Below are 11,843 nucleotides of genomic sequence, written 5' to 3'. Positions count from 1 at the left end.
GGAAATTTAAGTCTTTGATACAAAAATAATTAGACTAAATATTAAAATATTGATACGATCACGAAGTTTTGCGTGCAAAGTAAAACTAAAATGATGAGGAACAAGGTGAGCACTGAATGACAAAACAAAGAACTCCTAAAAAGGTGATCCAGGCAACTGGTGTTGGATTGCATTCCGGTGAAAAAGTGCTTTTAACCTTGAGACCTGCTCCTGTGAATACAGGCATAGTTTTTAGAAGGGTAGATCTTTCACCTGTTGTAGAAATACCTGCGTCATATGAGAATGTGGGTGACACTATGCTTTGTACCACGCTACATCATGGGCCTGTTAAAATCGCAACCGTGGAACATTTGCTCTCTGCTTTAGCAGGGCTGGGTATTGATAATGCTTACATTGATGTGAATGCCCCAGAGTTGCCAATTATGGATGGTAGCGCGGCTCCTTTTGTTTTCCTGATTCAATCAGCAGGTATACGCGAGCAAAATGCATCTAAAAAGTACATACGTATTCTTAAGCCTATTCGTGTAGAAGATAATGGGAAATTTGTTCAATTTTATCCTTATAATGGGTATAAAATTACCTTCACTATTGATTTTGACCACCCGGCTTTTAATAATAAACCACAAACAGTAAGTTTTGACTTTTCTACAACTTCTTATGTCAAAGAAGTTTGCCGAGCACGTACATTTGGATTTCTCTCCGATTATGAAAAATTAAGGGAATGCGATTTGGCAAAAGGCGGTAGTTTGGATAACGCCATAGTTGTTGATAACTACCGTGTTCTCAACGATGATGGACTTCGTTTTGAATCAGAATTTGTTTCTCATAAAGTATTGGATGCAATTGGTGATCTGTATCTGTTAGGTTCTAGTTTGATTGGCGCATTCGAAGGTTATAAGTCAGGACATGAACTGAATAACAGATTATTACGGGAATTAATGGCAAGACAAGACGCTTGGGAATATACTTATTTTGATACAGAAGAATATCTCCCTGCAATGCACACTGAATTTTATCCTGTCGAAGCGTAGGAAAATGTAGCCCTGGGAGTAACCTGTCTCTTGGTCACATGGCTTTTGCTAAATTGTGCACAAGTGTAAGGTGAAGGTGAATTCATAACCCGGGAAAACTGGATTTCAGAGATATTTACTGGTTATGGTTTTGCCTCCACCTGTCTAGGTTTATTTAAATTTCTTGGTGAATTAACAATAAATAATTGGCAAGGGAGAGTTGTAGTATGAAACTTAATGGTAGCCTTTTTGTTTTGGCTTTGTTATGCAGCTCCTCAATATATTCTGCAAACACTGAACCACAAAAAATAACGGAACAAGCACTTCATTTGAATTGGTTGGATACCAATATTCCACCGAGTAAGAATTTTTATTCTTACGCTGTCGGTAATTGGCAAAAAAACAACCCAATTCCTCCTGATTATTCAAGCTGGGGAAGCTTTAATCTTATCAATGAAAAAGTCCAAAATATTATTCATCAGATGTTAATCAATGCATCAAAAAATACCAAAGCAAAACCAGGTAGCATAGAACAAAAAGTAGGTGACTTTTATTACAGCGGTATGGATGAAACCAGCATCAACCAACTGGGCATTAAACCATTACAGCCTGAATTTGATCGTATTAAAGATTTAAAAAATTTGACGGATTTACAAAGTGAAATAGCACATTTGCATCAAATAGGCGTAGGTGTTTTCTTTAATTTTGGTAGCATGCAAGATTTTAAAAATAGTGAAGAGATGATCGCTGCTGTCATGCAGGGTGGGTTAGGTTTGCCCGATCGCGATTATTATCTAAAAGATGATGCTAAATTTAAACAAATTCGCGAGGCTTATACCAATCATATCGCTAAAATGTTTGAGTTATTAGGGGATTCTCCTGATAAAGCAGCAGCTGAAGCCAATACTGTAATGAAATTAGAAACACAAATGGCTAGGGTTTCCATGTCTCAAGTAGAGCAACGTGATCCTCATGCGATATATCATATTATGGATAGAGCCCAACTCGCCGAAGTAACTCCCAATTTTTCTTGGCCGGCATATTTTTCGGCAATGGGACAAGCTCAAATAAAGAGTATGAATTTAGCAATGCCTGAGTTTTTTAAGGATATGGACAAGCAATTAAAAACGGTTTCTTTAGAAGATTGGAAAACTTACTTGCGTTGGCATTTAATTGATGCTTTTGCTTCGTACTTATCTAAACCTTTTGTCGATCAAAATTTTAAGATGGTAGCTGTTTTGACTGGTGCTGAGAAAATATTACCTCGATGGAAACGGGTTGTCGGCACAGAAAATGGGGCGTTAGGTTTTGCCATAGGAAAAATGTATGTGGAACGCTATTTCTCTCCAGAAGATAAAAAACAGGCTTTGGATATACTCAAAAATATTCGCGCAGTCTTGCGTGAAGACATCAATACTTTATCATGGATGACCCCTGCTACTCGTAAAGCTGCATTGAAAAAACTTGATATGATGGAAGAGCGAGTTGGTTATCCTTCTAAGTGGTGGGATTATTCCAAATTGGTTGTTAATCGAGGACCCTACGTATTAAATGTAATTCGAGCCAATGAATTTTTAACCCAACGTGATCTTAATAAAATTGGTAAACCCATAGATAGAACTGAATGGGTTATGACACCACAAACGATTAACGCATATTATGATCCATCAATGAATAATTTAAATATTCCAGCGGGCATTCTCCAACCACCATTTTTTGATCCTAATGCACCTGCTGCTTTAAATTATGGAGCAATTGGTTTTGTAATGGGACATGAAATGACTCATGGATTTGATGATCAAGGTGCACAATTTGATGGTCATGGTAATTTAAAAAATTGGTGGACACCAAGTGATTTAGAAAAATTCAAGGCGGCAACACAATGTATCGTGAATCAATTTTCACAATATGATGTAGATGAAGGTTTGCGCGTACAAGGAAAATTGGTTGTAGGAGAAGCTACTGCTGATTTGGGAGGTATCACTCTTGCCTATAGAGCCTTCCAACGTTCTGATGCATATAAAAATGCCCCTACAATTGAGGGTTTTACACCAGAGCAGCAATTTTTTATAGCAACAGCTCATGTCTGGGCAATGAACATTCGACCCCAACAACTGCGTAATCAGGTAACTACTGATCCGCATCCTCCAGCCCAATATCGAGTGAATGGGAGTTTGGCTAATATTCCACAATTTCAGGAAGCCTTCCACATTCCGAATGACAGTCCTATGGTAAATAAAAATCGTTGTGTGATTTGGTAATTAAGTGCTCAATCCTGAATATTCAGGATTGAGCTTGAACAATGTGCATTGAAGTGAAAAATAAAAGAATTAAATTGCTTCCATTATGGACATTGGTTAGACTGTCTGCACCGTTTATTTATAATCACAGGCGTGGAGATAATAATGACGAAAGAAGAAATGATCTGCCGTATTGTACGTTATGTAATACAAAGACCAAGTAATAAAAAAGCATGTTGCGGATGATTAATTTATCCGCTCTGCTTGATTATCAAAATAATGCAGTACTAAACCATTTTCGCCATTTTCATCCTGAGTTTTCTGAGCAAGAAAGTCAGGTCTTATTTGCAGATTTATTGTCCTGGATGTGGCTCAATGCACAAAGGGCAAAACAGGGTAAAAAAACCTATCTTTTTGGTCCATTACTCATTCTTGATGAACTATGGCATTCCTTTATTCTCCATACACGAGATTATCTCGATTTTTCAATACGCTATTTTGATACTTATTTTCATCATGATGTTGAACCTATTGGTCAAGAACATGTGCTGGAAGAGGAAGAGTTGAATGATTACTTGCACGATTGTTTTACTTATCTTGGCTCAGAATGGGTAACACGTCGTTTTGCCATAGTGTTCAATTGAGAATGATTCAGAAATTTATTCTAGGTATATCTGTAATTTGTACTGCTAATCATCACCATCAGCCAAATGCAATAATGCTTTTTGTAATGGTTCATACGTACAACTTTGACTTTCACTAATTATGATCGCTTTAGCTTTTTCTGACAATTCATGTTTTTGAGACTGTCGCGATTTTTCATATTGAATTTGGGCTTCAATGACACTCACTTTAATTGAAGAAAGCTGATACATACCAGCTTCTTTACGTAATTTATCGCGTAGTTCAGGAATCGCATAACGTAGTTGCGATGCCCAGGCGGCATCAGTAGTTGTTAATAACAAACAACCCTTATTAAAACTTCCTACCTGACATTCATTTGCTAAGGCTTCAGGTAGAATAAGCTTGATTTTATTTGTAAGCTCTTCCAATTGAACAGAGCGTTGGCAGAGGTCTGCAAGTTGTTTATTAAGGCAGTGACTGATTGAGCGCATTTTTCGATTCTAAAAAAATTAAGAGGGTTAGTATATACTTCATACAAAGTATAGAATAGCAAATTCAAGCTAAATGCAATATTATAATTTTTTAGTAAATAATTCAGGATTATAGGTGAATCCATGTTTGAGAAGCCCTACGACAGTAATGTTATTTTTTTTACGCGAATGCATTGGATAATATTTCTTTGGCCAGCTCTTGCCTTATGCGGTGCTTTGGCAATTGTCTTTTATGTAGAAATGGATATTTTACAAAAAATTGGGTACGGTTTGGCGGCTTTAGCTTTGCTATGGATTGGCATGACGTGGATGACCTATTATTTTTCTTCGGTTACGATCAAGAAAAATCATGTTATTATCCGCACCGGGGTTGTTGTAAGACAAACGATTGATATTCCATTAAGCAAGATTGAAGCAATTGATATCCGCCAATCGATCTTAGGCAGTATGTTGAGCTATGGGATGATATGCATTACAGGAACTGGTGGCACACGTCGCATTATTAATTTTTTGCATCACCCGCTGACGTGCAGGCGCTACATCGAGCAATTGTTGGGTGAGCTGCGAGGTGATTAGTTTTTTTATACCTCTGTGCGATGAAGCACAGAAAAATTAAAGATTCAAATAATGTATGCAGCCTGCAAGCAGTGTTTGTCTCTTGATCCACATCTTTCCTACGCCCCGCGGCTCGAGTATTTGAGAACAGATCTTCTGGATCCCGCGGACAAGGCGCTGGACGTCGGAATAGAGCTAGACTTTTTTTCATGATGTGTAGAAGATTCAGGCTCCTCTCGCGGAACTTGGTTTTTTTGAGACAGTTTTTTCTGGTTACGGCCTAAGAGACCCTCACAAAGTTTTTTATAAACTCGCTACGTCCGTGCATAAAAGCACGATACGTAGAAATGAATTTAAATTCTTGCGAGCAGTTCTGCTTTGGTTTTTTTATCAACAAAAGCAGCTTCTATAGCCATATGTGTGATTTTGTTCATTGTCTCATCACTGTAGTGATACGATTTTTGTACACGTTGATATTCTTGACCCAGAGTGGTATTCATAAATGGCGGATCATCTGAGCTGATGCTGATCTTGATGCCTGCATCATAAAATTTAGGTAAGGGATGTTCATTCATATCTTTGAATAAACCCAAAAAGATATTGCTTGAAGGACAAACCTCTAAAGCGATCCCTCTCTCTTTTACCATAGCCATTGTTTCTGGGGAATAAATTGAATTAACTCCATGGCCAATACGTTGGATTGGAAGATTCTCCATTGCCTCAACCATTCCGCTTGCAGGAGCAAATTCACCTGCATGCACAGTACATTGTAAACCCGCATCGGCTGCGATGCGATATGCTTTATTGAAAAGTTTCGGAGGAAACTTTGCTTCATCCCCCCCTAGGCCAAAGCCTGTGACGCATGGAAACCTGTCTTTATGAGTTTGTTGCGCAACATGCTCTACAGCTGGGACGCCAAAATGACGTACCGCTGTCATTATAATTCGTCCTACTATGTTATATTGTTCTTCAGCATCGTCAATTGCTTGTTGAATTGCAGTCAAATGTTCTGCAGAAGGAATTTTACTGGAAAGCTCGGCATGATCAGGTGAATACATCATCTCCACATAAATAGTGTCTTCTTGGGCTCGAGCTCGTAAATAGTCTAAGGTAATATCATAATAATCCTGAGGGTAGCGAATCAGCGCTGCAAGGGTATCATAAACTTTTAAAAAATCGAGAAAATCTTTGGATAAATAACTTTTCCCATCTGGAGCAACAAGGCCTTCCGGAAGAACTAATTTATTACGTGCGGCCAGTTTTGCAGCTAATTTTGGCGTGATGGTCCCTTCCAAATGGACATGTAACTCTGCTTTTTTTAAACTCATCTTCAGCCCCTAATTTAGTTAGCACGGTTCAACTACTTTTTCTAGGATAATGGTAACTTAGCCGAAAAAGCTATAAAATACCTGATTTAAATTATAGTTATTTTGGATTAGTTATGAATTCAGACGATATAGATAAAGCTTATGTAAGTCCCTATGATAAATTTTTATTTGAATTTGACGCAACGCATAATAAATCCGCATCGCAAATAAAAGAAATTAACAAGCACAAGCGTATTTTTTTAATGCGTGATAATAAAGATTACGAAAACAAAGAGGGCGAAATCTGGGAAGAGTTTTAAATATTGGTGTAGCCTGAGGGGCACATGGCGGAACCCAGGCTTTGCAACCTTAGTTCCTTTCTGCAACACTCAGTAAGGGCTCAGGTTCCTCATGTTAATGGTTAACGGTTAGATTCTCGCCCAAGATGCGGCCAAATCAGCCGTGCAAAGAAACAAATGTCAAAAAATGTAATCTATTGGCCTACCCTATAAAATAATGCAGCAATTTGTAAGCTAAAATCGTAAGGAGAGATGCTGCAGGTAATGTCAGTATCCAGGACATAAAGATATTGCGAATTACAATCAGATTTAATGCGCCAATACCTCGTGCTAAACCTACCCCAAGAACTGCACCAACCAATGTTTGTGTCGCTGAAACGGGTATGCCTGTACTTGTTGCTACAACAACAGTGGTTGCGGCAGAAAGAGTAGCGGCGAAGGCGCGGCTAGGAGTAAGTGCAGTGATAGCGCTGCCTACCGTTTCAATAACTTTTCTACCATACATAAGCAAACCGGTTACTACGCCAATACAGCCTAATAATATGATCCAGGCTGGGTAATTATTGGCATCAAACGCTTGATGAGAATTCATGATCAAACTGTAAATAATTGATAGTGGCCCCACGGCTAATGCTACGTCATTCGAACCATGTGCAAAAGCCATTGCGCATGCGGTCATCGCCATGAGTACAGCAAAATATTTTTCAACCTGGATAAATCGTTCTCTGCGTCTTATTCTATGGGGTTCCGGGATTCGTTTAATAATGACCATTCCTATAATTGTAATAACAATACTGGTCGCCAAAGTAACTGCAAGATTTTGTTTAAAATTGAGATGAATGTGAAAATGATGGAGCCCTTTAAATACAGTGATAAATGACAAAATAGAGCCAATGAGAAAAAGGTAAATCGGGATATACAATTTAGCTTTGGCTAGTGGATTACTTTTGACAAAAATAGTTTGCTGAATACTGATAAATAATGCATAAGCAGTGATCCCTGAAATCATTGGTGAGGTAATCCAGCTTATAGCAATGCGGCTTACTTGGTTCCAATGGATTGCTTGCGGACCTAGCACTAAGGTGCCAAAACCTACCATTGAACCTACTAAAGCATTAGTAATAGAAACAGGAACACCAAGGTAACTTGCGAGATTCATCCAAATCGTGCATGCTAATAAAACACCCAGCATTCCTTCAATAAGAATGAGTGGTTGTCCAGAGAGCTCACTGGAATTAATAATCCCATCGCGCATTGTTTCTGTAACACCGGTTCCTCCTAAAAATGCCCCGGCAAATTCAAAAATTATGGCGATCAGCATCGCTTGTCTGACAGTAACTGCTTTTGAGCCCATAGTAGTGCTCATGACATTGGCTAAATCATTAGCGCCAACCCCCCAAGTCATAAGAAAACACAAAATGACTGCTGCAAGAAGATATATAATTGAATAATCCATAAAAAGTGACTACCGAGCTATTAGAATTTGAAGACGACTACCCACATGCTGAGCACTATCGGCTAAATCATCAATCAATTGGACTAATTCATAAAGGAAAATTGCATCAATTGCAGATAAATCTTTTTCGATTTCAAAAATACGATGTCGGATATCCGCTAGGCGTTCATCGCTGTCATGTTCAATCTCATAAAGTGTTAAGATCATTTCTTCAACGATTTTAACTTCAGATCCTCTGAAGCCTGCCTCAAGCAATTCATCCAATTCATTGATTGCTTTACAAGCTTGTTTTGATGCATCCAGACAACGACTTAAAAAAGGCATAAAAACGGGAACGAGTGATTCTGGAATGAGCATTTGTCTACTTATGATGAGTTTGGCGATAGCTTTAGTTTTTTTTGCAATAAGATTCTGGGCGCTGAGCACCTCAAGCAAATCAGTTCGAGAAACAGGAAGAAAGAGACCGGTAGGCAAATGAAGACGTAGATCCCGCTTGATTAAATCGGCTTCTTTTTTTAGGGAAATTATTTTTTCTGCTATTTTATTCGCAGTAGACCAGTCTTTTTTTAGGGCTGCTTCAAAAAATGGGTAGAGTTGTTTGGCACATTGATGTACTTTACGCATGTGTTGTTCTATCGGCCTTATCGGAGAAGGACCAAATATATTAAATATGCTACCCATGTTTGCATCTCTTAAGCAAATTTTTGAGAAGTATACCCAAACTTTTTCAGGAACAAAACTATTGAATCAGCGTTCGAAGATTTTTTCAGTTTATTCTTTGATCTTTCGAGGTTAAAAATAAAAATATTTTCAATTTGTTACATGAATCTTTCATATTAGTCTACAATTGAAAATACTAGGGTTTACCACTATAAATTTTTCTTCATTGTCTAGGGAATAGGAACAAGGAGCTGAGGATGCAGCGATTTTGCCTAATAGGATTACTGTTTTTAGCAAGTAATGTATTTTCCCAAACAATCACAAAAGTTATTGAGTTACACTATGTTCCAGTCCAAAAAGTTATCCAATTAATACAACCCTTATTGCAAACTGGGGAAAAAATAAGCGGTTCCGGGGAAACTTTAGTAGTTCAGGTTTCGCCGCAAACACTTACCCAAATCAGAACTGTAATACACCAAATTGATGTACCTCCAGTAACATTTAAAATTTCCATTTATCAAGGTGATCCGGATTGGCTTAGTGCCCAAAATGAAAATTCCGTAAGCTACAGTACAAAATCTCCAGCTGAAGTAAAACGCTCACAATCCGTTAAAGTAATGAGTGGCGAATCCGCGTTCGTATCTACCGATGAAGAAGTACCCATCATCACTTCAGTAGGTGCAGGATTTTTTACAACAGGAATCGCTTACCAACAGCATCAAATCAAAAATGGTTTATTGGTGCAACCCATTATGCGTGGCTCAAAGGTCGAACTAAAGCTACGTCGAGTACGTGAACAGCAAGATCCTGCGGGAGGGCAACAATTTGATAATCAAAATATAGATACTACTTTAATGGTTCCATTGAATAAGTGGGTTTCTCTAGGAACTGCTGAGGGAACACAGGATACTGATTCTACGTCGGTATCGTATACAGCAGGAAGACCATTCTCTCAGCAAGCAACACTTTATGTAAAGGTTTCAGTTGAACGTGATCTTCAATAGAAGAATAAAAATTAAACAATTTGTTTATGGTATATAATTAATATAAAGATACTAATTAATAAACTGACCTTTCAGGAGGGCTCATGGCAATTATAAGCTCATTGGCTAATCACTTGCTGATCGCAATGCCTTCCCTTAATGATCCCAATTTTGAAAGAACCGTTATTTATATTTGCGAACACCATGAACAAGGTTCAGTGGGCTTAATTATAAATCGCCCAATGCAATTTCCTTTGTCAATTGTTTTTGAGCAACTCCATATTGAGCCAGTTCGTATGGAACAAAGCCAGTTGCCTTTAATGTTTGGTGGCCCGGTTCAACCTGAGAGGGGATTTGTTATCCATAAACAATTTGGAGGTTGGCGTTCCAGCTTGTTTCTGCAAGATGAGGTGACGGTTACCACATCAAATGATATTATTCGCGCTATTGCAGAAGATAAAGGACCTAAAGATGTTTTAATTACTTTAGGTTATGCTGGATGGGTAGAGAATCAATTAGAAAAAGAACTTCTCGAAAATACTTGGTTAATTTGCCCATATCGCTCAGAGATTCTGTATGAGGTACCCTTCGAAGATCGTTGGGAATATGCGGGATCCACATTAGGGATCAAAATGAGTCAACTTAGTTCAAATATTGGCCATGCCTAGTCCTGTTTATATAGGTTTTGATTTTGGTTATAAACGCATAGGTGTTGCAGTAGGCCAACAACTCACATGCAGTGCTTCTCCTCTCGCAACCCTTGGTGCCCGTTTGGGCATCCCTGATTGGAATGCAGTGGCTAAAGTTATTGCTGAATGGTCACCTCAAGCATTAATAGTTGGTATTCCCACGTGTATTGATGGCAGTGAATTGTACACAACTTCTGCCGCACGGCGATTTGCCAAAGAATTACGTAAACGATTTTCTCTGCCAGTACATTTAGTTGACGAGCGACTCTCAACTGTGGAGGCTAAAGAGCAATTGTTTGCACAAGGTGGATATCGTAAAATCAAACAGTCTGAGGTAGATAGTATAGCGGCGTGTGTTATACTGGAGCAATGGCTGCAACATCCTGAATAGGATCCCATTTCTACTATCTTGGCCAAAATGACTTGATTTTCTGCGTTCGGATGCTCACATACTTTGTGTATGCTGCGCTTTGCTACTCGAAAATCAAACCATTTTGGCTCAAGCTAGCGAAATGGAACCAGACCCAAAATTCCTGGGGGTTAAGTTAAAAAGATAGGGTTTTTATGAATCATTTTTTAGAAATTAGTCAATTATCACGACAACAGATTGAGTCTATACTGGATCGTGCAGTTTATTTCAAACACCATAATCACTATCCTTCCTATGCACAGCATCCTGTTGCGACTTTATTTTATGAAAACAGTACTCGCACTCGAGTGAGTTTTGAGTTGGCAGCAAATCGTTTATCTATGCCGGTAATTAATTTGGATCTACAAAGCTCTTCAGAAACCAAAGGAGAGGCTATTGAAGATACAATCCGTAACCTTGCTGCCATGGGAATTCAACATTTTGTGATTCGTCATAGGCAAGAGGGTTTACAGCAAAATTTAGCAAATCAAATTGGGGAAAATGCTCATATAATTAATGCAGGTGATGGTACTCATGCACATCCAAGCCAAGCTTTGCTTGATATGATGACAATTCTTGAACAAAAACCACAGTTGGATCAATTAAAAATAGCAATTCTAGGAAACATTAGGCATTCGCGAGTAGCCAATTCATTGCAATGTATTTGCGCGCAATTAGGGGTCGGTGAGCTTGTTTTAGTCGCGCCAGAACTTTGGCAGCCGAAAACAGTGCATTATGGACGAATAACTCATGATTTACGTGATGGATTAACTGATGCAGATGTAGTGATTTGTTTACGGGTGCAACGTGAGCGCTTATTGGAATCTGATCATTTGGATTTAGATTCTTATCGTCGGGATTTTGCTTTAACAAAAGAAAGTCTGGCTTATGCTGACTCGGATGTGATGGTGATGCATCCAGGACCTATAAATCGTGGCATTGAAATCGACAGCGATGTGGCAGATGGTGCAAATTCTTTTATATTGCACCAAGTTACTAACGGTGTTTTTGTGCGTATGGCAATTTTTGATGCTTTATGTAACCAGGGATAGTAGGATATATTTTACATTTTGCTAGCTTGAACCAAAGTGGCCAGATTTTCAACATATATGAAGTATAT

13 protein-coding genes are annotated in these 11,843 nt (G+C 38.5%); 9 read left to right on the top strand and 4 right to left on the bottom strand.

What is annotated here, in order from left to right; translation table 11 throughout:
• Nucleotides 1–116: 116 nt before the first annotated feature.
• The 3 genes from lpxC to FOLKNPGA_RS14465 all read left to right on the top strand — a co-directional run bounded on the left by lpxC (nt 117) and on the right by FOLKNPGA_RS14465 (nt 3,894).
• Complete coding sequence (gene lpxC, locus FOLKNPGA_RS14475) at nt 117–1,031, top strand: UDP-3-O-acyl-N-acetylglucosamine deacetylase (protein ID WP_182350564.1); 915 nt, start codon at nt 117–119, stop codon at nt 1,029–1,031.
• Nucleotides 1,032–1,237: 206 nt separating this feature from the next.
• Nucleotides 1,238–3,271: a M13 family metallopeptidase gene (locus tag FOLKNPGA_RS14470; RefSeq protein WP_182350563.1), complete on the top strand. Its 2,034-nt coding sequence runs from the start codon at nt 1,238–1,240 to the stop codon at nt 3,269–3,271.
• Between the two features lie 221 nt (nt 3,272–3,492).
• A complete protein-coding gene (locus FOLKNPGA_RS14465) occupies nt 3,493–3,894 on the top strand; it encodes a hypothetical protein (RefSeq protein WP_182350562.1) in 402 nt (133 codons plus the stop codon).
• A gap of 45 nt (nt 3,895–3,939) precedes the next feature.
• Here the strand turns inward: FOLKNPGA_RS14465 and FOLKNPGA_RS14460 are convergent, their stop codons facing one another.
• Complete coding sequence (locus FOLKNPGA_RS14460) at nt 3,940–4,365, bottom strand: DUF721 domain-containing protein (RefSeq protein WP_182350561.1); 426 nt, start codon at nt 4,363–4,365, stop codon at nt 3,940–3,942.
• Nucleotides 4,366–4,488: 123 nt separating this feature from the next.
• Between FOLKNPGA_RS14460 and FOLKNPGA_RS14455 the strand changes: the two genes are divergently transcribed.
• Nucleotides 4,489–4,941: a PH domain-containing protein gene (locus FOLKNPGA_RS14455; RefSeq protein WP_182350560.1), complete on the top strand. Its 453-nt coding sequence runs from the start codon at nt 4,489–4,491 to the stop codon at nt 4,939–4,941.
• Nucleotides 4,942–5,273: 332 nt separating this feature from the next.
• On the opposite strand, the gene FOLKNPGA_RS14450 is transcribed toward FOLKNPGA_RS14455, so the two are convergent.
• Nucleotides 5,274–6,248: an adenosine deaminase gene (locus tag FOLKNPGA_RS14450; RefSeq protein WP_182350559.1), complete on the bottom strand. Its 975-nt coding sequence runs from the start codon at nt 6,246–6,248 to the stop codon at nt 5,274–5,276.
• 113 nt (nt 6,249–6,361) lie between these two features.
• Between FOLKNPGA_RS14450 and FOLKNPGA_RS14445 the strand changes: the two genes are divergently transcribed.
• Entirely contained in the window at nt 6,362–6,547 is a 186-nt protein-coding gene (locus tag FOLKNPGA_RS14445; protein WP_182350558.1) for a CBU_0585 family protein, read from the top strand.
• A 181-nt stretch (nt 6,548–6,728) separates the two neighbouring features.
• On the opposite strand, the gene FOLKNPGA_RS14440 is transcribed toward FOLKNPGA_RS14445, so the two are convergent.
• Nucleotides 6,729–7,982: an inorganic phosphate transporter gene (locus tag FOLKNPGA_RS14440; RefSeq protein WP_182350557.1), complete on the bottom strand. Its 1,254-nt coding sequence runs from the start codon at nt 7,980–7,982 to the stop codon at nt 6,729–6,731.
• 9 nt (nt 7,983–7,991) lie between these two features.
• Nucleotides 7,992–8,663, bottom strand: a complete 672-nt coding sequence (locus FOLKNPGA_RS14435; protein ID WP_182350556.1) for a TIGR00153 family protein — start codon at nt 8,661–8,663, stop codon at nt 7,992–7,994.
• Nucleotides 8,664–8,899: 236 nt separating this feature from the next.
• Here FOLKNPGA_RS14435 and FOLKNPGA_RS14430 point away from each other — a divergent pair, with 236 nt between their 5' ends.
• The 4 genes from FOLKNPGA_RS14430 (at nt 8,900) to FOLKNPGA_RS14415 (ending at nt 11,775) form a co-directional block, all read left to right on the top strand.
• Nucleotides 8,900–9,646, top strand: coding sequence for a type II/III secretion system protein (locus tag FOLKNPGA_RS14430; RefSeq protein ID WP_182350555.1), 747 nt, complete (start codon nt 8,900–8,902; stop codon nt 9,644–9,646).
• A gap of 83 nt (nt 9,647–9,729) precedes the next feature.
• Entirely contained in the window at nt 9,730–10,293 is a 564-nt protein-coding gene (locus FOLKNPGA_RS14425; protein WP_182350554.1) for a YqgE/AlgH family protein, read from the top strand.
• Nucleotides 10,286–10,705 (top strand): Holliday junction resolvase RuvX, encoded by a 420-nt coding sequence (ruvX, locus tag FOLKNPGA_RS14420; RefSeq protein WP_182350553.1) that lies wholly within the window; start codon nt 10,286–10,288, stop codon nt 10,703–10,705. The genes FOLKNPGA_RS14425 and ruvX overlap by 8 nt, the downstream gene beginning before the upstream one ends.
• 173 nt (nt 10,706–10,878) lie before the next feature.
• Nucleotides 10,879–11,775, top strand: a complete 897-nt coding sequence (locus FOLKNPGA_RS14415) for an aspartate carbamoyltransferase catalytic subunit (protein ID WP_182350552.1) — start codon at nt 10,879–10,881, stop codon at nt 11,773–11,775.
• Nucleotides 11,776–11,843: the final 68 nt, after the last annotated feature.

This window comes from Legionella sp. PC1000 (assembly GCF_014109805.1).
Classification (GTDB): domain Bacteria; phylum Pseudomonadota; class Gammaproteobacteria; order Legionellales; family Legionellaceae; genus Legionella; species Legionella resiliens.
Note: the sequence above shows the minus strand (reverse complement) of the source record. Positions and strands in the feature narration are given on the sequence as shown.

Coding starts and splice junctions, on each gene's coding strand:
- ruvX (WP_182350553.1), top strand. CDS start 10,286: ATGCCTAGTCCTGTTTATATAGGTTTTGATTTTGGTTATAAACGCATA.
- FOLKNPGA_RS14415 (WP_182350552.1), top strand. CDS start 10,879: ATGAATCATTTTTTAGAAATTAGTCAATTATCACGACAACAGATTGAG.
- FOLKNPGA_RS14450 (WP_182350559.1), bottom strand. CDS start 6,248: ATGAGTTTAAAAAAAGCAGAGTTACATGTCCATTTGGAAGGGACCATC.
- FOLKNPGA_RS14455 (WP_182350560.1), top strand. CDS start 4,489: ATGTTTGAGAAGCCCTACGACAGTAATGTTATTTTTTTTACGCGAATG.
- FOLKNPGA_RS14460 (WP_182350561.1), bottom strand. CDS start 4,365: ATGCGCTCAATCAGTCACTGCCTTAATAAACAACTTGCAGACCTCTGC.
- FOLKNPGA_RS14470 (WP_182350563.1), top strand. CDS start 1,238: ATGAAACTTAATGGTAGCCTTTTTGTTTTGGCTTTGTTATGCAGCTCC.
- FOLKNPGA_RS14445 (WP_182350558.1), top strand. CDS start 6,362: ATGAATTCAGACGATATAGATAAAGCTTATGTAAGTCCCTATGATAAA.
- lpxC (WP_182350564.1), top strand. CDS start 117: ATGACAAAACAAAGAACTCCTAAAAAGGTGATCCAGGCAACTGGTGTT.
- FOLKNPGA_RS14430 (WP_182350555.1), top strand. CDS start 8,900: ATGCAGCGATTTTGCCTAATAGGATTACTGTTTTTAGCAAGTAATGTA.
- FOLKNPGA_RS14425 (WP_182350554.1), top strand. CDS start 9,730: ATGGCAATTATAAGCTCATTGGCTAATCACTTGCTGATCGCAATGCCT.
- FOLKNPGA_RS14465 (WP_182350562.1), top strand. CDS start 3,493: ATGATTAATTTATCCGCTCTGCTTGATTATCAAAATAATGCAGTACTA.
- FOLKNPGA_RS14435 (WP_182350556.1), bottom strand. CDS start 8,663: ATGGGTAGCATATTTAATATATTTGGTCCTTCTCCGATAAGGCCGATA.
- FOLKNPGA_RS14440 (WP_182350557.1), bottom strand. CDS start 7,982: ATGGATTATTCAATTATATATCTTCTTGCAGCAGTCATTTTGTGTTTT.